The organism is Arthrobacter sp. NPDC058097, from assembly GCF_042884885.1.
In the GTDB taxonomy this organism is placed as follows: domain Bacteria; phylum Actinomycetota; class Actinomycetes; order Actinomycetales; family Micrococcaceae; genus Arthrobacter.
Genome location: NZ_JBHVSZ010000016.1, coordinates 60,065 through 78,895, shown reverse-complemented (window position 1 = coordinate 78,895; position 18,831 = coordinate 60,065). Strand labels below are relative to the sequence as shown.

Here is an 18,831-nt window from a genome sequence, read left to right as displayed (position 1 = left end):
TGTTCCGTCCCCAAGTAACACGGTCCGGCCAACACGCCCGGCGCGAACGTACACTTGAGGCCCCTGGGAAACGTTTCCCAGGGGCCTCAAGTGTACGTTCGCGCTCGGGGGCGGACTGTTGTGCGGGCTAGAGCCGGACGAGCATCTTTCCGGTGTTGCCGCCGTCGAGCATGCCCATGAAGGCCTGCGGAGCGTTCTCCAGGCCGTCGACCACCGTCTCGTCGTACCGGACGGTGCCGTCGGCCAGCCAGCCGGCCATCCGCCCGGCGAACTCGGCGGCGTGCTGCCGCTGGCCGCCCACCAGGAACCCCCGCAGGGTGAGCTGCTTGCCGATCGCCACGGCCAGGTTGCGCGGCGCTGCCGGCGGCTCGGTCGAGTTGTACTGGGCGATGGCGCCGCACATGGCCACGCGGCCGCCGACGTTCAGCACGGACAGCGCGGCTTCGAGGTGGTCCCCGCCGACGTTGTCGAAGTACACGTCGATGCCGTTGCTGCCCGCCGCGGCCTTCAGCTGGTCCACGACCGGGGCGTCACGGTAGTTGAACGCCGCGTCGAAGCCCAGGTCCAGCAGCCGGGCAACCTTCTCCGGGGTGCCCGCGCTGCCAATCACCTTTGAGGCCCCCATCGCCTTGGCGATCTGTCCCACGAGCGAGCCCACCGCGCCCGCCGCACCCGAGACGAACACCGCGTCGCCGGGCTTGAACTCCGCGACCTTCAGCAAGCCGGCGTACGCGGTGAGTCCGGTCATGCCCAAGGCACCCAGGAATGCCGACGCCGGGGCCACGCTGGTGTCCGCGGGGGTGGTCCGCTCCGCGTCCACCACGGCAAGCTCCCGCCAGCCGAGCTGATGGACGACGACGTCCCCCACCTTGCGTTCATCGGAACGGGACGCGATCACCTCACCCACCGCACCGCCGTCGAGCGCCTTGTCCAGCGCAAACGGCGCTGAATAGGACTTGGCGTCGTTCATGCGTCCGCGCATGTAGGGGTCCACCGAGATGAACAGGTTCCGGACCAGGACCTGGCCTTCGTTGAGGGCCGGGACGGCCGTCTCGGCGAGCCGGAAGTTTTCCGGGACCGGCCGGCCTTGCGGCCTGGAGGCCAGCTGGATCTCGCGGGTGGTCACCGGCAACGTGGCCGCTGCGCCGGCGCTCACGCTGCAAACTCCACGAGCGTCAAGGCCACGTCCATGTTGCCGCGCGTCACGTTGGAGTACGGGCAGATGGTGTGCGCCTTGGCCATGAGCGCCTCGGCAGTGTCACGGTCCAGTGCGGGGAGGGCGATTTCCAGCTCGGCGGCCAGACCGTAGCCGGCGCGGTCCTCGAGGGCGCCGAAATGGATCTTGGCTGCGACGGCGGAGTCCGTGAGGTCCGCCTTGGCCTGCCGGCCCACCACGCGGAGGGCCGAGTGGAAGCACGCAGCGTAGCCGGCGGCGAACAGCTGCTCCGGGTTGGTGCCCTCGCCGCTGCCGCCCAGCTCCACCGGGCTGGCCAGGTTGACGTCGAGCTTGCCGTCCTTGGTCCGCGCGGAACCGTCGCGGCCTTCGCCGGACGCGAGGGCCTCGGCGGTGTAGAGAGTCTTCAATGGATTTCCTTCCGGTTGGAGGTCTGCGGGCTTGGGTCAGAGCGAATCGTGCAGGGCTGCTGTGAGCTTGCCGAGGGTTTCGCGCAGCTGGTCAAGTTCGGCAGGGCTCAGGCCCGCTGCGGCGGCGAGGTGCTGCGGCACGCCGGAGGCCTTGCGACTCAGGGCACTGCCGGCGTCGGTCAGGTACACGGCAACCCGGCGCTCGTCCTCGGCGGAGCGCCGCCGCTCGACGAGGCCCAGTGCCTCGAGCCGCTTCAGGAGGGGCGAGAGGGTGCCGGAGTCGAGTCCAAGCTCCTCCCCCAGTTCCCGGACGCCGCGCGGCTCGTTTTCCCAGAGCACGAGCATGACGAGGTACTGCGGGTACGTGAGGCCGAGCTCGTCCAGGAGCGGGCGGTAAACCGCGGTAGCAGCCCGCGACGCAGAGTAGAGGGCAAAGCACACCTGGCGGTCAAGGCGGGGAGCATCGGGCATGGTCATAACGATAACGCGCAATTCAATTGTGCACAACTTAACTCATCCGAAGAAAGCGCGGACTGGCAGCTGATGCCTGCAAAATCGGAATTTGAGGGCATCAGCTGCCAGTTCGCGCTGGGAGGGGCTGCGCGCCTAGAGGTCGCGGATGGTGCGGAGTGCTGCGGCGGTGAGGACCTGGATGCCGTAGCCGAGGGCCCGCTCGTCCAGGATGTAGTCGCCGCGGTGCAGGTCGTACTCCTCGCCGCCGGGAGTCTTGGTGCCAAGGCGCATCATGGCTCCGGGCAGCTCGGCCAGGAACCAGGCGAAGTCCTCCCCGCCCATGGACTGCGGCGTCAGGACCACCGAACTCTCGCCAATCTCGGCGCGGGCGGCGGCCTCGATCAGCGCCGTCTCATGCTCGGAGTTGACCACGGGAGGAACGCCGCGGGTGTGCTCCAGCCGCACGTCGACGCCGTAGGGCGCCGCCACCTGGTGCACCACTTCGTCCAGCAGCTCGCCGGCGCTGTGCCAGGCATCACGGTCCAGGCAGCGCATGGTGCCGGCCATGTATCCGGTTCCGGGGATCGCGTTGGGCGCGGACCCGGCCGAGATGTGGCCCCACACCACCGAGACGCCGCTGCGGACGTCCACGCGGCGGGACAGGACGGCCGGCACGTTCACGGCAATCTGCGCCAGGGCGAAAACAAGATCCTCGGTGAGGTGCGGGCGCGAGGTGTGGCCGCCGCGGCCGGACAGTTCAATCCGGATGGTGTCCGACGCCGAGGTGATGGCGCCGATGCGGGTGCCGATCTTGCCCACCTCGATGCGCGGGTCGCAGTGCAGCGCCAGAATGCGCGGCACGCCTTCCAGGACGCCCTGCTCGATGCAGGAGTGGGCGCCGCCGGGCATGGTTTCCTCGGCGGGCTGGAAGATGATGCGCACCGTCCCGCCCAGCGGGGACTCCTGGTGCATGCGGTGCAGCACCAGGGCGATGCCCAGCATGGTGGTGGTGTGCACGTCGTGGCCGCAGGCGTGGGTAACGCCGTGGTTTTTCGAGGCGAACGGGAGTCCCGTTTCCTCGATGATCGGCAGGGCATCGATGTCACCGCGCAGCGCCGTGGCGATCGGTCCCTCGCCGATGTCGACGGTCAGGCCGGTACCCTCGAGCCGGCGGGGCTCGAGGCCGGCGGCCTCGAGCCGCTCGGCCAGCTTGTCCGTGGTCCGAAATTCCCTGAAGGACAGTTCGGGGTGCGCATGCAGGTCACGGCGAAAATCGATCAGTTCCGGCAGCAGGGGCTCGAGCCACGGCCCCACCAAGGCGGTGGGCTCAGCTTCAGTAGTGTAATTGCGCACACCTCAACTGTAGCGAGGCCGCAAAAATTAGCGGCATCGCCTTCCCCGCGTTACGTGTTCGCCGTCTCCGGTTTACATATCTCTGGAAGGCGCCGCCCGCTAGAGGACGTCGGTGTCGCCGCTTGCCTTCAGCGCGTCAACGGCCTGCTTCACCCGCTGTGAGTGCTGCTTGGTGGTGACCAGCAGCGCGTCCGGGGTGTCCACGATCACGACGTCCTTGATCCCGATCAGCGCGATGACGCGCTTGGTGTCCGAGACCACCACGCCGCTGGCGTTTTCGGTGAAGACGCGGGCGCCCTCGCCGAGGACCGTCACCTCGTCCACTTCCTTGGCGCTGTTCAGCCGGCCCACGGAGGCGAAGTCGCCGACGTCGTCCCACCGGAAGGATCCGGGCACGACGGCGACGTCCCCGGCTGCCGCCGCGGGCTCGGCGACTGCGTAGTCAATGGCGATCTTGGGCAGGGTGGGCCAAATCCGGGCGGTGACTTCATCACGCTGCGGGGTGTCCCACGCCTGGGCGATTTCCTGCAGGCCGTTGAACAGCTCGGGCTGGTTCGCTTCCAGGTGCTTGAGCATGAGGGAAACGGGCGCCACGAACATGCCGGCGTTCCAGACGTAGTCGCCGCTGTCCACATACTGCTGGGCAACGTCCTCGTCCGGCTTCTCCACGAACTCCACCACAGCCTGGGCGTTGGGGGCCCCTGGAATGCGCAGCGAGCCTCCGGACCGGATGTAGCCAAACCCTGTGGAGGGGTGCGTCGGCTTGATGCCGATGGTCACGATCTTGCCGGCCGCGGCTGTGTGAATGGCCTCGCGGACGGTGTCCTGGAAGAGCCCGTCGGGGCTGATCACGTGGTCCGCGGCGAAGGAACCCATGATGACGTCGGGATCGCGCTGATGCAGGATGGCTGCGGCCAGGCCGATGGCCGCGCCGGAGTCCTTGGGCTCGCTTTCGAGCACAAGGTCGCCGTCCTCGACCTCGGGAAGCTGGCTGCACACGGCGTTGCGGTGCGCCACGCCGGTGACCACGAGGACGCGGTTTCCGGCCAGCGGTTCGAGGCGGTCGTAGGTGGCACGCAGGAGCGTGCTGCCGGAACCGGTCAGGTCGTGAAGGAACTTGGGAGCTGCTGCACGCGACAGAGGCCAGAGGCGGGTCCCCACACCGCCCGCAGGAATCACAGCGATAAAACGGCTGAGAGGTGAATCCTGGCTTGTCACTTTGTCGTTACTCATCAGGCCCTACTTTAGCCGACGCACCTCAGGACGGCCTTTCGCCGGCGGCCGGCATGCCGATACAGTGGCAACGGATGTGGTCTTCGTCTCAAATTAACTCAAAATCCGTACAGTAGCTGGCGGGCAAGGAACGCCTGAATTGAATAAGCTGTGAGCGAAGCCTAGATTTAGGCCTGAGCTACGAGTGCTCTCGCAGTAGGCGTTCCCCCCGCGTGGATCCCACGCCAGCGCCGCTGTGTCGCAGGGAGGTTTATTCAGTGCCGACGAAACCAGCTGGCACCTTGTACCGCGGCCGTGAAGGCATGTGGTCTTGGGTTGGACACCGCATTACTGGTGTAGTGATCTTTTTCTTCTTGTTGGTCCATGTGCTGGACACCTCGCTGGTGAGGGTGTCGCCTGAGGCCTACACCGCCGTGATCGGTGCCTACAAGAACCCGCTGATGGCCCTGGGTGAAACGGGCCTCGTCGCAGCGATTGTGTTCCACGCCTTCAACGGCCTGCGGATCATCGCCGTCGACTTCTGGAAGAAGGGCGCCAAGTACCAGCGCCAGATGCTGTGGGTGGTGCTGGGCCTCTGGGTCGTCACCATGGTCGCCTTCGCCATCCGCCACCTGTCCCTCGCGCTCGGAGGTCACTAAGCCATGTCTGCAACTGAGATCCAGTCCCCGCGCAGCGGACAGATCGGCGGCAAGCCCGAGTCCGGCAAGATCGCCCCGAAGTACCGCCGCAACGGCAACTCGCGCGGCAACTTCGAAATGCTGGCCTGGCTGTTCATGCGCCTCTCCGGCGTGGTCCTGGTTGTGCTGATCTTCGGCCACCTCATCGTGAACCTCCTGGTGGGCGAAGGCATCCACGCCATCGACTTCGGCTTCGTTGCCGGCAAGTGGGCAGATCCGTTCTGGCAGTTCTGGGACCTGGCCATGCTGTGGCTCGCCATGCTGCACGGCACCAACGGCGTCCGCACCATCATCAACGACTACGCCGAGAAGGACTCCACCCGCTTCTGGCTCAAGATGGTCCTCTACGCAGCCTCCGCCGTCATCATCATCCTCGGCACCCTGGTGATCTTCACCTTCAACCCGTGCCCCGTGGTGGACGGCGTCCAGCTGCCCGGCGGCTTCTGCCCCGCGTAGCACGCCGTGGCGGCCCGCCATCCATTGGCGGGCCGCAATTTTGTGCGGAGACGGCTTCGACCGCCCGCTGTTTTATTGCGAATTTTGAGAGAAAGAGCGTCTGGTATGCAGGTCCATAAGTACGACGTAGTCATCGTCGGTGCCGGTGGCGCCGGGATGCGCGCCGCGATCGAGTCCGGTCAGCGTGCGCGAACAGCAGTACTGACCAAGCTGTACCCCACCCGCTCCCACACGGGTGCGGCGCAGGGCGGCATGTGTGCAGCCCTGGCCAATGTCGAGGAAGACAACTGGGAATGGCACACCTTCGACACCATTAAGGGCGGCGACTACCTGGTTGACCAGGACGCCGCTGAGGTCATGGCCAAGGAGGCCATCGACGCGGTGCTGGACCTCGAAAAGATGGGCCTGCCGTTCAACCGCACGCCCGAGGGCCGCATCGACCAGCGCCGCTTCGGCGGCCACACCCGTGACCACGGCAAGGCTCCGGTGCGCCGCGCCTGCTACGCCGCCGACCGCACGGGCCACATGATCCTCCAGACCCTGTACCAAAACTGCGTCAAGCACAACGTTGAGTTCTACAACGAGTACTACGTCCTGGACCTCCTGACCGTCGAGGAAGACGCCGTGCGCGAGGACGGCACGCCGTTCAAGCAGAAGCGCGTTGCCGGCGTCGTGTCCTACGACCTCGCCTCCGGTGAGCTGCACGTCTTCCAGGCCAAGTCCGTGGTGTTCGCCTCCGGCGGCGCCGGCAAGGTCTTCAAGACCACCTCCAACGCCCACACCCTGACCGGTGACGGCATGGGCATCGCGTTCCGACGCGGCATCCCCCTGGAGGACATGGAGTTCTTCCAGTTCCACCCGACCGGCCTCGCCGGCCTCGGCATCCTGCTGTCCGAAGCCGCCCGCGGTGAAGGCGCCATCCTGCGTAACTCCGAGGGTGAACGCTTCATGGAGCGTTACGCCCCGACGATTAAGGACCTCGCCCCGCGTGACATCGTGGCCCGCTCCATGGCCAACGAGGTCCGCGAAGGCCGCGGCTGCGGACCGAACAAGGACTACGTGCTCCTTGACCTGACGCACCTTGAGCCGGCCCACATCGACGCCAAGCTGCCGGACATCACCGAGTTCGCCCGCACCTACCTCGGCGTTGAGCCCTACACGGAGCCGGTCCCCGTCTTCCCGACGGCGCACTACGCCATGGGCGGCATCCCCACCAACATCACCACCGAGGTCCTGCAGGACAACGACACTGTGGTTCCGGGCCTCTACGCTGCCGGCGAGGTGGCCTGCGTTTCCGTGCACGGCTCCAACCGCCTTGGCACCAACTCCCTGCTGGACATCAACGTGTTCGGCAAGCGCGCCGGCATTGCCGCCGCGGAGTACGCCAAGACGGCCGACTTCGTGGAACTGCCGGAGAACCCGGAAGCATTCACCATCCAGCTGCTGGATGTGGCCCGCAACGCGAACGGCACCGAGAAGGTCTCCGCGATCCGCAAGGAACTGCAGGACACCATGGACGCCAACATGCAGGTGTTCCGCACGGCAGAGACGCTGAACCAGGTCCTGAAGGACATCGAGTCCTTCGAGGAGCGGTACACGCGCATCAACGTCCAGGACAAGGGCAAGCGCTTCAACCTTGACCTGCTCGAGGCCGTTGAGCTCGGATTCCTGCTGGAACTGGCCCGGGTCATGACGGTTGCTGCCCTGCACCGTGAGGAATCCCGCGGCGGCCACTTCCGCGAGGACTTCCCGGACCGCGACGACGAAAAATTCATGAAGCACTCCATGGCGTACAAAGAAGACCACGCACCGGCCGACGGTTCCGCGGAGGAGGCAATCGCCGGTGTCCGGCTTGCCACCAAGCCGGTTGTCTTTACGCGCTACGAGCCGATGGTGAGGAAGTACTAATATGTCCGCTGAACTTGCTGAGCCAGCCTCCAAGATCGAACTTCCCGCCGGTGTTGGCGGCGGCGGGGAAATCCCGACGTTCGACATCACGCTGCGTGTCCGCCGCTACGACCCCGAGGTTTCGGCCGAAGCCCGCTGGGACGACTTCAAGCTGACCATGTACGGCACGGACCGCGTGCTGGATGCCCTGCACAAGATCAAGTGGGACATTGACGGCAGCGTCTCCTTCCGGCGTTCCTGCGCCCATGGGGTCTGCGGCTCAGATGCCATGCGCATCAACGGCCGCAACCGCCTCGCCTGCAAGACCCTGCTGAAGGACCTCGACACGTCCAAGCCCATCACGGTCGAGCCCATCAAGGGCCTGCCGGTGGAGAAGGACCTGATCGTGGACATGGAGCCGTTCTTCCAGTCCTTCCGCGAGGTCATGCCGTTCCTCATCAACAAGGGCCACGAGCCCACCAAGGAACGCCTGCAGTCCGCCGAGGACCGTGAGCGCTTCGACGACACCACCAAGTGCATCCTGTGCGCCGCGTGCACGTCCTCGTGCCCGGTGTTCTGGACCGACGGCCAGTACTTCGGCCCGGCAGCGATTGTGAACGCCCACCGGTTCATCTTCGACTCCCGTGACGATGCCGGCGACATGCGACTGGAGATCCTCAACGACAAGGAAGGCGTGTGGCGCTGCCGCACCACCTTCAACTGCTCGGAGGCCTGCCCCCGCGGCATCCAGGTCACCCAGGCCATCGCAGAGGTCAAGCAGGCCATCCTGGCCCGCAAGATCTAAGGATTAAACGCGGACGACGGCGTCGCTCACCACGTACGGTAAACGTACGGTGAGCGGCGCCGTCGTCGTTTTCTCCCCACCCGTCCCCCACGAAAGAAGACACCGTGCACCGCTCCGAAAAAGTCTCGTTCGAAGGCACCACCGGCGAACTGCTCTCCGGCGTCCTCGATGTGCCGGAAGGCCCGGTGAAGGGCTGGGGCGTCTTTTCGCACGGCTTCACGCTGGGCAAGGACAGTCCCGCGGCGTCCCGGATGTGCAAGGCGCTGGCGGACAACGGGATCGGCATGCTCCGCTTCGACAACGTGGGCCTTGGCGGCTCCGCCGGGCAGTGGTCCGCGGGGTCCTTCAGCCACAAGGTGGCGGACACTGTACGGGCAGCGGAGTACATGCGGGCCGAGGGCCGCGCCATTTCGCTCTTGGTGGGGCATTCCTTCGGCGGCGCCGCCGTGCTCGCGGCAGCGTCCGAAATCGCTGAAGTCGATGCCGTTGCGACCGTCGGGGCCCCCTTCTCCCCTAAGCATGTCGCCCACGTTTTCGATGCCGCCCTGGACAAGATCCTGAGCGAGGGCAGCGCCGAGGTGGACCTCGGCGGCAAGCGCGTGGAGATCCGCCGGCACTTCGTGGAGGATCTCGAGAACGCCGACCTCACGGACTGCATCCGGCGGCTGCACAAGCCGCTGATGGTGCTGCACTCCCCCACGGACAACACCGTGGGCATCGAGAACGCCAGCACCATCTTCCAGACCGCCCGCCACCCGCGGAACTTCGTCTCGCTGGAGGGCAGCGACCACCTGCTGACCGGCAAGGGGCAGGCCGCGCGGGCCGCGAAGATTATCGCGGCGTGGGCCGACCAGTACCTCGACGCCGGACACTGACGCCCACGGGGCGCGGATGCTCCGCCGGGTGCTGCCGCTCAACCGGTGTCTTTCCGGGCTGCACCTGCCGGGACCCCCAGCCCGTGGTCTTCGCTGCCGGGGCGGCCTTCAGGTCCTCCTCGCGGATAGCCGACCAGGCCGCGGAAACGAGATAGACCTGGCTGACCAGGTTGAACCAGATCAGCAGCCCGATGATGATGGCGAAGGGCGCCAGGATCGGGTTGCGTCCGGCGCCGGCCAGCAGTTCGGTGCTGAAGACCTGCAGGACCGTGGTGCCCACGCCGGCGAGGATGGTTCCTTCCAGCAGCGCCTGCCTCGAAAGTTTGAGGCCGCCGGCCAGACGGAACATGATGAGCGCCGTGATCCAGTTCAGCACGAGCGGGACGGCGATCTTGATCAGGGCCGCCAGCGGCCCTGCCACTGCGGGGTCCAGTCGGAGCTGCTCCATCGCCCAGCCCGCGGCGGTGCCGAACACCAGGGACGCACCCGAGCTGATGACCAGGGCGACGCCGAGCAGCAGCAGCGTACCGGCGTCGCGCAGTTTCATGACCACGGGATTGAGCTTGAGCGGCCCCAGCATCATCACACCCCGGAGTCCCTCCCGGAGGCCGGCGATCCAGCCCAGGGATGTGATGACGGTGACCACGGCGGCGATGACTGCCGTCCAGCCCAGACCGTCGGGGTTGAGGAGGTCCTTCGGATCCACCAGCCCGTCGCCGCCGTCGACCTTCAACAGGCCCGGGGCGCTTTGGGCCACGCTGGCGACGATCCGGTCCAGGAGTGCGGGCTGGCCGCGGAGCGCCAGCCCCGCGATGGAAAACCCGGTGGTGAGGAGGCCGGTGATGGAGAAGAACATGTTGAAGCCGGTGCCCGCGCTCATCAGCGGGCCGTGCTGCCGCGTGTAGTGCTGCCAGGCCCGCATCGGGCGGAAGGCGTTCAGCCTGGCCTGCAGCCATTGGGCCAGGGCCATCAACTGGGGAAACGCCCCCTTGCCGGACCTGCGGGCCTTGCCCCACTCCACCTGCTTGCGGATGACCTCAAGGTTGAGCCGCGCACGCTCAGTGGGGAGCGGTGGCTCCGTCGGCGTTTGTTGCTCGGAGGGCGTCCCGTTCGTCGTCTGGTTCGGTACCAAAGTCAAGCTCTTCCCGTAGCTGCCATATACCGTCAGTGTCGTGCTCGTAGAGTCCCATGCTAACCACCGGGAAGGTTGCCCTGTAGTCCTTCAGCACCGTTTCGGCCTCATCGAGGCTTTCCGGTGCGACGTCGTGGGCGATGGTCACGTGTGGGTGGTAGGGAAAGGGCAGCTCACGTTCGAGCGGTCCGGTCTGGAGCTTTTCGTGCAGGTCGACGCATTCCTGGAAGCCGTCCTCCACCTTGATGAACACCACCGGGGAGACGGGCCGGAAGGACCCCGTTCCGGCGATGGTCACCATGAACGGGGCCTGCGTCCGGGCCACCTCCCGCACGTGGTCGCGGGCCGCTTCCCAGTCGTGCGTGGGTGTGGTGGTCACGAGGGTGATGTGCGCCGGAATGACGGTGGCCATGGGGTCCCCGAAAGATGCCCGCCACCGCTGCAGTTCCTCGGCGATTTCAGGCGGGAAGCCCAGAATGACCCCGAGGCTCATTCCGTCGCTGACTCCGCTGCTGGCGGGCTTGGGGGCCGGCATCTCGCTAGCGGGCTCCGGCATACGGCAGGAAGCCAGTCTTGGCATAGACATCCTGGAGGGTGGCGGAGGCGATCGCGCGGGCCTTGTCGGCGCCGTGGGCCAGCAGCCGGTCCAGCTCCGCCGGGTCTGCCAGCAGTTCGTTGGCGCGGTCGCGGATCGGCGTGAGCCGCTCGGTCACCACTTCGGCGAGGTCAACCTTGAGGTGGCCGTACATCTTGCCCTGGTATTCGCCAACGAGGGCGTCCACGGACTTGCCGGTGATGGCCGAGTAGATGGTGAGCAGGTTGGACACGCCGGGCTTGGTTTCCCGGTCGAAGCGGATCTCCGTCTCCGTGTCCGTGACCGCCGACTTGATCCGCTTGGCCGTGACCTTGGGCTCGTCGAGCAGGTTGATCAGGCCAGCCGGGGATTCCGCGGACTTGGACATCTTTGCGGTGGGGTGCTGCAGGTCGTAGATCTTCGCCGATTCCTTCTGGATGAAGGGCTTGGGCACGGTGAAGGTCTCGCCGAAGCGGGTGTTGAAGCGTGCAGCGAGGTCACGGCTGAGCTCGACGTGCTGGCGCTGGTCCTCGCCGACTGGGACGCCGTGCGGCTGGTAGAGCAGGATGTCCGCCGCCTGCAGGATGGGGTAGGTGAACAGGCCCACGCTGGCGTGCTCGGAGCCCTGCTTGTGGGACTTGTCCTTGAACTGCGTCATGCGGGAGGCTTCGCCGAAGCCCGTGATGCAGTTCAGCACCCAGGCGAGCTGGGCGTGTTCGGGCACCTGGGACTGGACGAACAGCGTGCACTTGTCCACGTCCACGCCGCCGGCGATGTACTGCGCGGCCGTCACCCGTGTGCGGCGGGCCAGTTCGGCCGGGTCCTGCGGAACGGTAATGGCGTGCAGGTCCGGGATGAAGAAGATGGCGTCGTACTCGTCCTGCATCCGCACCCAGTTCACGAGGGCGCCGAGGTAGTTGCCAAGGTGCAGGGAATCGGCGGAAGGCTGCATGCCGGACAGGATGCGGTGGCGGATGCCGGCAGCCGGCTGGGTTCCGTTGGCTGCTTCGGGCTGCACAGCTGCGGCGTCGGTCACGGTGGAAGTGGAGGTCATTCGTCGGGGGCCTTTGGAGCTAGAGCCGGTAGTCCACTACCAGCGGGGCATGGTCAGAGAAGCGGGTGTCCCACGAGGGTGCCCGGTCCACGACGGCCTGCACTGCTGCGGCCGCGAGGTCGGGGGTGGCCAGGTGGTAGTCGATGCGCCAGCCGGTGTCGTTGTCGAAGGCCTGGCCGCGCTGCGACCACCAGGTGTAGGGGCCGTTGACGTTACCCGCCAGGCCCCTGTGGACATCCTTCCAGCCGATTTCCTCACCGAAGAAGCGGTCAAAGTAGGCGCGCTCCTCGGGCAGGAAGCCGGCACGCTTGACGTTGCCCTTCCAGTTCTTGATGTCCAGCTCGGTGTGGCCGACGTTCAGGTCACCGGTGACCAGGGCGTGGTCGCTGTGTTTGGTGAGCTCGGGAAGCCGTGTGCTCATGACATCCAGGAAGCGGTACTTGTCGTCCTGCTTGGGGGTGCCCGCCTCGCCGGAATGCACGTAGGCGCTCACAACGGTCAGCTGGGATGCGTTGCCTGCGGCGTCGCGGACCCGGAAGTCCGCCTCCACCCAACGGCCGGCGGTGGCGAAGTAGTCGTCCCCGATGTGGTCGCGGGTGACGAGGGGCTCCTCGCGGGAGGCGATGGCGACGCCGGCGCGTCCTTTGGCCTCGGCTTCGGCGTGCAGAATGTGCCAGCCTTCGCCGATGAGCTGGCGGACGATGGCGTCAGGCGCACGCACTTCCTGCAGGGTCAGGATGTCCACTTCGCGGGTCGCGAGCCACTCGGACATGCCTTTTTTATAGGCAGCACGGAGGCCGTTGACGTTAACTGTTGCGATGCGAAGGTGGTCCTTCTTCAATGCCGAGCTCACCCGTTCCACTCTAGTCGATGATGGTTCCGGTCACGGGCTCGCCGGAGCCGCCGGACGACTTGATCATGTCACGGGCGTTGGTGGCGGTGATCTCGATGGTCTCAAGGGCGCGGCGGATGGTGTCCTGGTCCGCGGCTGCGCCCTTGGCCCGTTCCTGCTCCACCACGCGCACCTGCACCTGCACGATCTTGAAGGAGTGGTCCAGCTTCATGTCCCGGAGTTCCTCCGCCTCGCCGCGTTCACGCACCAGGCGGGTTCCGCCGTGGTCGGCCGAAACGGTGGAGGGCGCGCGGCCGGTGGCGGCGTTGAACGCGTTGTGCGCCTCGTTGATCTTGGCGCCGGCCTTCCTGGCCGCCCGCTGGATGCTGAAGACCACGAAGGAGGCAAGCGCGAGCCAGAACAGTGCGATGACAGCAACAACCCAGCCGACGACGTCGTTCTGGTTGGCGGCGAAGATCACGGCCACCAGGAAGGCGGTGACCAGGACCAGCAGGCCCGGACCGCTGATACGGAACAGAGAGAATCCGCCCCGGCCCGGGGTGGATGACGACTTGGAGCTGCCCAGAGATTGCATGAAGCTATTCTCTCAAATCCGCGGAGCGCCCCAGGACGCTTCCACCGGCGGCGAACACCTGCCCTACTTCAGGAACAGACTCCGGAGCCTGCCCGTGGTGAGCATGAGGCCCAGCACGATCATCACCAGGTAGTAGCCCACGTGGATGGCTGTGGCGGGCGTGAAGGAAGCGGCACTGATCTGCCGCAGCAGCTCCACCCCGTGCCACAGCGGCATGGCCTGGATCAGCCACTGGATGTACTCGGGGTAGACGCTCAGCGGATAGAACGTGGCGCTGAACAGGAACATTGGCAGCATGATGAAGTTCACCCAATCCATCTGCTGAAAGGTCTTCATGAAGCTGGTGATGCCCATGCCGAAGCTGGCGAACCCGAAAGCGATCAGCACCGAGGCCGGAATCATCAGCAATGCCCACGGGGTGGTGATCAGGCCCATCACCGCCATGACCGCCGTGAACCCGGTGGCGTACAGCAGCCCGCGCAGCAGGGCCAGGAAGATCTCCCCGATGGCCACGTCCAGCGGCCCGAGCGACGTGTACAGCATCCCCTGGTAGAGCCTGGCGAAGTTCATCTTGAAGAACACGTTCCAGGTGGAGTCGTACACCGCCCCGTTCATGGCCGAAACCGCCAGGAGCGCCGGTGCGATGTACGCCGCGTAGCTGATTTCCTGGCCGCCCGGCCCGGCAACCGAGCCCACCACGGCACCCATCCCGACGCCCATGGAAATCAGGAACAGCACCGGCTCGAAGAACCCGGACAACATGACCAGCCAGTTGCTGCTCTTGGTGGCCATCAGCCCGCGCCCGATCACCGCACGCGCGTTGCGTGAGTACAGCGGGCCGAAGCGCCGGTTCCGGGCTTCGGCCGTGACGGCGTGGCCCTGGGTCAGGACTGTCACTGCCCCATCCTCCTTGCGAATTGGCGCTTGGTGAGGACCCAGCCGAACCAGGCCAGGGCCAGCAGGAACACGACGTGGACGATGGTCAGGGCCGGGGATTCCTCGTAGCCGAAGGTCATCACCCGGCCCAGCTCCGTGCCGTGCCAGATGGGCGAGATCCAGCCGACCCAGCGGACCAGGACGGGCAGCGTGTCCAGCGGGAAGAACGTGCCGGAGAACAGGAACAGCGGCATGACGATGAAGCGCATCACCATCGCGAACTGGCCCTTGTCCTCCTTGATGGATGCCGCGTAGGCCATGAGCGGCAGCCCGAACGAGAGACCGGCCAGGGTTGCCACCAGCACGGAGCCCCAGCCCCAGCCGCTGGGTGATGCCCCAAACATGGCGACGATGACGAAGTAGATGACGGACTGCAGCAGGAACCGCAGGGTCACCGCGATGATCTGACCGCCCGCGATCTGCTCCGGGGTCAGCGGTGAGGCGTGCGGCCCGTAGTAGACGCGGCGCCATTTGAAGCCGTCCATCACCGGGAAGGTGAACTCGTTGGCTGCCGTCATGACCGCGGCGGACACCAGCAGGGCCGGGGCGATGAAGGCGATGTAACTGACCCCGCCGAACGCGGTGGCGCTGTTGGTGTCCACCAGCGTGGCCAGGCCGACCCCCATCGCGAACAGGTACGCCGCCGGCTGTCCCACGCTGTACAGGAAGATGGACCAGCCGTAGCCCTTCATGACGCGCAGGACCTGCTCGGCGTAGAAGAACGCGCCCCAGCGCCGCGCCCTGGCGGCCGACACCTCCGGAGCGTGGGCACGCAGGGTGCGTCCCGCCGTCGGGCCTTCCGGTGAATCCCCGACGGCGGCGGGCCCGGTGGCTGCCCCGGCGGCGCGCCCGCCGGCCGGCACAGCAGGCGACGGCTCAGTCAACGAGGCTCCTGCCGGTGAGCCGGAGAAACACGTCCTCCAGCGATGACCTGCGCACCAGCGACGTCAGTGGCCGCAGTCCGCGCGCGGAGACTTCCTCCAGCGCCGCCTCGCCGTCGTGCGTGTAAATGAGCACCCGGTCCGGGAGCGTTTCCAGGCGTTCGCCGATGCCCTCCAGCTCGGCACCGATGCTGGCGTTGCGCTCCGACCCGAACCGCAGCTCCAGGACCTCGCGGGTGGAGTAGTCCCGGATGAGCGAGGCCGGCGAGCCCTCGGCCATGATCCGGCCCTTGTCCACCACGATCAGCCGGTCGCACAGCTGCTCGGCCTCGTCCATGTAGTGCGTGGTGAGGATCAGCGTGACGCCCTGCTCCTTCAGCCGGAAGAGCCGGTCCCAGAGGATGTGCCTGGCCTGCGGGTCCAGGCCCGTGGTGGGCTCGTCGAGCAGCAGGATGCGGGGCTCGTTGATGAGCGAGCGTGCGATGGTGAGGCGGCGCTTCATGCCACCGGACAGGGCGTCCACCTTGGACCTGGCCTTGTCCGTCAGCTGGGCGAATTCGAGCAGCTCGTCCGCCTTCGGCTTGAGGTAGCTCATGGGCAGGCCGAAGTAGCGGCCGTAGACCAGCAGGTTGTCCCGGACCTTGAGTTCCTCGTCCAGGTTGTCCTGCTGCGGCACCACGCCCAGGTGCGCGCGCACCTCGGGACCGTTCTGCTCGGGGTCCAGGCCCATGATGGTCAGGTTTCCGGAGGTCCGCTGGGATACTCCGCCGATCATTTTCATGGTGGTGGACTTCCCCGCGCCGTTGGGCCCGAGGAGCCCGAAGGACTCCCCCGCCGGAACGCTGAAGGAAATGCCGTCGACGGCGGTGACGTCGCCGTAGGTCTTGGTCAGGTTCTCGGCGGTGATCACATACCGCGGCGCGGCGGGCAGAGTTTCGTTGTCGGGCACAGGCTTCTTGGAGGTTCCTTCAGCGGAATGGAGTTCGGGCACCCCATTACGCTAGTACGCGGCGTTAGCCAAAGGAATAGCTAAATCTCAAAACCCCCGGAACAGCAACGCGGGGTCAGATATCGCCCAATGTGGCCGCATCATTGGGCGATATCTGACCCCGCGTTGCGGTTGGCGTTACCGGCGGTTGCCCCTGGAGTCTCCCCGAGAGTCCCCGCGGAGGACCTCCAGCCGCTGCCGGTATTCGGTCTCGTCGATTTCGCCCCGTGCGTAGCGCTCACGCAGGACGCTTTCGCCGCCGCGGGCGGTGGCCCACTCGTGGTTCCGCCGCCAGGTGCGCCGGGCGAAAAAGATGATCAGTCCGATCACCAGGATCCAGAACAGCGGGAACAGCAGGAACCACGGCGAGAATCCGCCCGCCCACGGGCCGTGGGCGACGGGGTCGGCCAGCAGCTGCGCGGCCTGGACCGCGAACGCGGTGGCTAGGGATGAAGTCATGTCATGCTCCCAAAATCTCGGTACGGGCCGGCCTTCGGCTCTGATTCGAGTCTGGCCGTCCGACGCCGGCAGGTCGTCCGACGCCGGGAGTCACCTTGGGGTGCCCCGCGTACTCCGCCGGGAGTCCCGCCCCTGCTGCCTCGGCCGGGTCTGCGCCTAACCCGCCCAGCCGGGCCGGACGAGGCCCGATTCGTAGGCCAGCACCACCAGCTGCGCGCGGTCGCGGACCAGCAGCTTGGTCATGATGCGCGAGACGTGGGTTTTGGCGGTGAGCGGCGTGATCACCAGACGTTCCGCGATCTCCGCGTTGTTCAGGCCCTCCCCCACGAGCCGCAGCACCTCGCGTTCGCGTTCGGTGATGTTCGCCAGCGACACCGGAGCCATGGTCGCCCGGGACTGCAGCGCCAGCTGCGCCATGATGCGCCGGGTGACCGACGGGGAGAGCAGGGCGTCGCCGTCATGCACTACCCGGACGGCGCGGAGCAGCTCCTCGGGTTCGGTGTCCTTCACCAGGAACCCTGCCGCGCCGGCGCGCACCGCCTCCGCGATGTATTCGTCCAGTTCGAAGGTGGTGAGGATGATGATGCGGGTGCCGGTGAGGCCCTGGTCGGCCATGATTTTGCGGGTGGCCTCCAGCCCGTCCGTCTCGGGCATCCGGATGTCCATCAGCACCACGTCGGGACGCTCACGGGCGGCCAGGCGGACGGCGTCGCGGCCGGTTCCGCACTCGGCCACCACCTCCATATCCGGTTCGGCGTTCAGGAGGGCGCGGAAGCCGGCACGGATGAGGGTCTGGTCGTCGGCCAGCAGGATGCGGATCACGGCGCCTCCCGTGCCGGTCCGGCCGGCGGCCACGCCACCGGTATCACGGCCCGGACCCGCCAGCCCGGGCGCAGCGGCGCCATGTTCAACGACGCCAGGTGCAGCGAACCGCCCACGGCGGCCGCCCTCTCCCGCATCCCCGTCACTCCGTTCCCTTCCGGCACCCCGGCGGCCCCGGCGCCGTCGTCGTCAACGGTCACGGTGAGCTGCGTTCCGGGGTTCCCCGCCGGCGGCGGGCCCTCCAGGGCAAGGACGACGGCGGCCTTCCGGGCGCCGGAATGCCGCACCACGTTGGTCAGGGCTTCCTGGACGATCCGGTACGCCGCTTCCTGGACGGCATCGGGCAGCTGCTGCACAGCAGTTGCCTCCGACTGGGTCACGCTGACCTCGAGCCCGGCGCGGCGGGCGTCGTCGGCGAGGGCCGGAATCCGGTCCAGCCGCGGCGGAGGCGCGGGGGTGAGCGGGGCGTCCTCCCGGAGCACGCCCAGCAGCTGGCGGATCTCGGCCAGCGAATCCTTGCTCGCGGCCTTGATGGCCTCCAGCGCGGGCCGGAACTGCTCCGGGTCTTTCTCCCCGAGGTGCAGCGCCACGGAGGCGCGGACGTTGATGAGCGATAGGGAATGCGCAACGACGTCGTGGATGTCGCGGGCCAGTGCCAGCCGGTATTCGTCACGGGCGGCCTGCTCGCGGGCCTCCCGCTGGCGGTGCCGTTCCGCCACGCGCTCGGTGCGCAGCCGGATGCCCTCCCCCACCAGCACGAGAATGGCCAGCCACGAGGTGCCGGCGAAGGCCCGGACCACGGCGAACTCGTCGCCGCTGGCTGCCGCGCCGGCCACCAGGACGGCTGCACATGCGCCGGCCACGGCCCAGGTCTGCCAGCGCTTCCCGGCCGCGGCCGAGAGCACGATCGCCAGCGCCAGCGCCAGGAACACGGGCCCCCACGCATAGCCAAGGGCCAGGTACGCGCCAACGGACACAGCGGCGGCCGGAAGCATCACCAGCGGGGCGCGGCGCCGCAGCGACAGCGCGGCCGGTCCTGCCAGCACCAGGACGAACGCAAGGGCATCCAGTGGCCGGTGGTCAGGCTGCCGGGCCGAGGCGAAGACGGTGCCCACCACCTCGAAGATGGCCACGGCAACCACGATGGCTGCTGTGGGCGGTCCCCGGAAACGGCGCTGCATGTTTCCGAGCCTAGCCGGGAAGGCCGCACGCGTCGTCGGCTTAACGGCGCAGGG

General features: G+C 67.2%; 21 protein-coding genes. 5 read left to right on the top strand and 16 right to left on the bottom strand.

From position 1 onward, the window contains the following. Nucleotides 1-127: 127 nt before the first annotated feature. The 5 genes from ACFVTE_RS21945 to ACFVTE_RS21925 all read right to left on the bottom strand — a co-directional run bounded on the left by ACFVTE_RS21945 (nucleotide 128) and on the right by ACFVTE_RS21925 (nucleotide 4,623). Complete coding sequence (locus ACFVTE_RS21945) at nucleotides 128-1,156, bottom strand: NADP-dependent oxidoreductase (RefSeq protein WP_387104275.1); 1,029 nt, start codon at nucleotides 1,154-1,156, stop codon at nucleotides 128-130. Further along, nucleotides 1,153-1,584 (bottom strand): organic hydroperoxide resistance protein, encoded by a 432-nt coding sequence (locus tag ACFVTE_RS21940; protein WP_387104273.1) that lies wholly within the window; start codon nucleotides 1,582-1,584, stop codon nucleotides 1,153-1,155. Before ACFVTE_RS21940 ends, ACFVTE_RS21945 begins: the two co-directional genes overlap by 4 nt. Before the next feature lie 36 nt (nucleotides 1,585-1,620). Next, entirely contained in the window at nucleotides 1,621-2,055 is a 435-nt protein-coding gene (locus tag ACFVTE_RS21935) for a MarR family winged helix-turn-helix transcriptional regulator (protein WP_387104270.1), read from the bottom strand. Nucleotides 2,056-2,190: 135 nt separating this feature from the next. Beyond that, on the bottom strand, nucleotides 2,191-3,390 hold the full coding sequence (locus ACFVTE_RS21930) for an amidohydrolase (RefSeq protein WP_354261992.1): 1,200 nt from the start codon (nucleotides 3,388-3,390) through the stop codon (nucleotides 2,191-2,193). A gap of 99 nt (nucleotides 3,391-3,489) precedes the next feature. Beyond that, a complete protein-coding gene (locus tag ACFVTE_RS21925; RefSeq protein ID WP_331571499.1) occupies nucleotides 3,490-4,623 on the bottom strand; it encodes a sugar phosphate nucleotidyltransferase in 1,134 nt (377 codons plus the stop codon). A gap of 257 nt (nucleotides 4,624-4,880) precedes the next feature. Between ACFVTE_RS21925 and sdhC the strand changes: the two genes are divergently transcribed. The 5 genes from sdhC to ACFVTE_RS21900 all read left to right on the top strand — a co-directional run bounded on the left by sdhC (nucleotide 4,881) and on the right by ACFVTE_RS21900 (nucleotide 9,323). Next, a complete protein-coding gene (sdhC, locus tag ACFVTE_RS21920) occupies nucleotides 4,881-5,261 on the top strand; it encodes a succinate dehydrogenase, cytochrome b556 subunit (protein WP_076798412.1) in 381 nt (126 codons plus the stop codon). A 3-nt stretch (nucleotides 5,262-5,264) separates the two neighbouring features. Continuing rightward, on the top strand, nucleotides 5,265-5,756 hold the full coding sequence (locus ACFVTE_RS21915; RefSeq protein ID WP_387104267.1) for a succinate dehydrogenase hydrophobic membrane anchor subunit: 492 nt from the start codon (nucleotides 5,265-5,267) through the stop codon (nucleotides 5,754-5,756). Nucleotides 5,757-5,861: 105 nt separating this feature from the next. Then, nucleotides 5,862-7,664 (top strand): succinate dehydrogenase flavoprotein subunit, encoded by a 1,803-nt coding sequence (gene sdhA / locus ACFVTE_RS21910; protein ID WP_314192674.1) that lies wholly within the window; start codon nucleotides 5,862-5,864, stop codon nucleotides 7,662-7,664. A 1-nt stretch (nucleotide 7,665) separates the two neighbouring features. Then, nucleotides 7,666-8,448: a succinate dehydrogenase iron-sulfur subunit gene (locus tag ACFVTE_RS21905; protein WP_354261993.1), complete on the top strand. Its 783-nt coding sequence runs from the start codon at nucleotides 7,666-7,668 to the stop codon at nucleotides 8,446-8,448. 104 nt (nucleotides 8,449-8,552) lie between these two features. Beyond that, on the top strand, nucleotides 8,553-9,323 hold the full coding sequence (locus ACFVTE_RS21900; protein WP_387104266.1) for an alpha/beta hydrolase family protein: 771 nt from the start codon (nucleotides 8,553-8,555) through the stop codon (nucleotides 9,321-9,323). Here the strand turns inward: ACFVTE_RS21900 and ACFVTE_RS21895 are convergent. The 11 genes from ACFVTE_RS21895 to ACFVTE_RS21845 all read right to left on the bottom strand — a co-directional run bounded on the left by ACFVTE_RS21895 (nucleotide 9,280) and on the right by ACFVTE_RS21845 (nucleotide 18,777). Then, nucleotides 9,280-10,344 carry a YihY/virulence factor BrkB family protein gene (locus tag ACFVTE_RS21895; RefSeq protein WP_387104325.1) on the bottom strand — a complete coding sequence of 355 codons (1,065 nt, stop codon included), beginning with the start codon at nucleotides 10,342-10,344 and terminating at the stop codon, nucleotides 9,280-9,282. The genes ACFVTE_RS21900 and ACFVTE_RS21895 overlap by 44 nt on opposite strands. A gap of 37 nt (nucleotides 10,345-10,381) precedes the next feature. Next, nucleotides 10,382-10,990, bottom strand: a complete 609-nt coding sequence (locus ACFVTE_RS21890; RefSeq protein WP_387104323.1) for a 2'-5' RNA ligase family protein — start codon at nucleotides 10,988-10,990, stop codon at nucleotides 10,382-10,384. Nucleotides 10,991-10,994: 4 nt separating this feature from the next. Continuing rightward, a complete protein-coding gene (gene trpS / locus ACFVTE_RS21885) occupies nucleotides 10,995-12,083 on the bottom strand; it encodes a tryptophan--tRNA ligase (RefSeq protein ID WP_387104264.1) in 1,089 nt (362 codons plus the stop codon). A 19-nt stretch (nucleotides 12,084-12,102) separates the two neighbouring features. Then, complete coding sequence (locus ACFVTE_RS21880) at nucleotides 12,103-12,936, bottom strand: exodeoxyribonuclease III (protein WP_387104261.1); 834 nt, start codon at nucleotides 12,934-12,936, stop codon at nucleotides 12,103-12,105. 10 nt (nucleotides 12,937-12,946) lie between these two features. After that, a complete protein-coding gene (locus ACFVTE_RS21875; RefSeq protein ID WP_387104259.1) occupies nucleotides 12,947-13,510 on the bottom strand; it encodes a hypothetical protein in 564 nt (187 codons plus the stop codon). 63 nt (nucleotides 13,511-13,573) lie between these two features. Further along, nucleotides 13,574-14,407, bottom strand: coding sequence for an ABC transporter permease (locus ACFVTE_RS21870; RefSeq protein ID WP_387104258.1), 834 nt, complete (start codon nucleotides 14,405-14,407; stop codon nucleotides 13,574-13,576). Beyond that, nucleotides 14,404-15,222, bottom strand: a complete 819-nt coding sequence (locus tag ACFVTE_RS21865) for an ABC transporter permease (protein WP_387104320.1) — start codon at nucleotides 15,220-15,222, stop codon at nucleotides 14,404-14,406. Before ACFVTE_RS21865 ends, ACFVTE_RS21870 begins: the two co-directional genes overlap by 4 nt. Nucleotides 15,223-15,322: 100 nt before the next feature. Next, nucleotides 15,323-16,258, bottom strand: coding sequence for an ABC transporter ATP-binding protein (locus ACFVTE_RS21860; protein WP_387104318.1), 936 nt, complete (start codon nucleotides 16,256-16,258; stop codon nucleotides 15,323-15,325). 195 nt (nucleotides 16,259-16,453) lie between these two features. Next, a complete protein-coding gene (locus tag ACFVTE_RS21855; protein WP_387104255.1) occupies nucleotides 16,454-16,774 on the bottom strand; it encodes an SHOCT domain-containing protein in 321 nt (106 codons plus the stop codon). A gap of 156 nt (nucleotides 16,775-16,930) precedes the next feature. After that, a complete protein-coding gene (locus tag ACFVTE_RS21850; RefSeq protein ID WP_387104253.1) occupies nucleotides 16,931-17,596 on the bottom strand; it encodes a response regulator in 666 nt (221 codons plus the stop codon). Then, nucleotides 17,593-18,777 (bottom strand): sensor histidine kinase, encoded by a 1,185-nt coding sequence (locus ACFVTE_RS21845; protein WP_387104250.1) that lies wholly within the window; start codon nucleotides 18,775-18,777, stop codon nucleotides 17,593-17,595. The genes ACFVTE_RS21850 and ACFVTE_RS21845 overlap by 4 nt, the downstream gene beginning before the upstream one ends. Nucleotides 18,778-18,831: the final 54 nt, after the last annotated feature.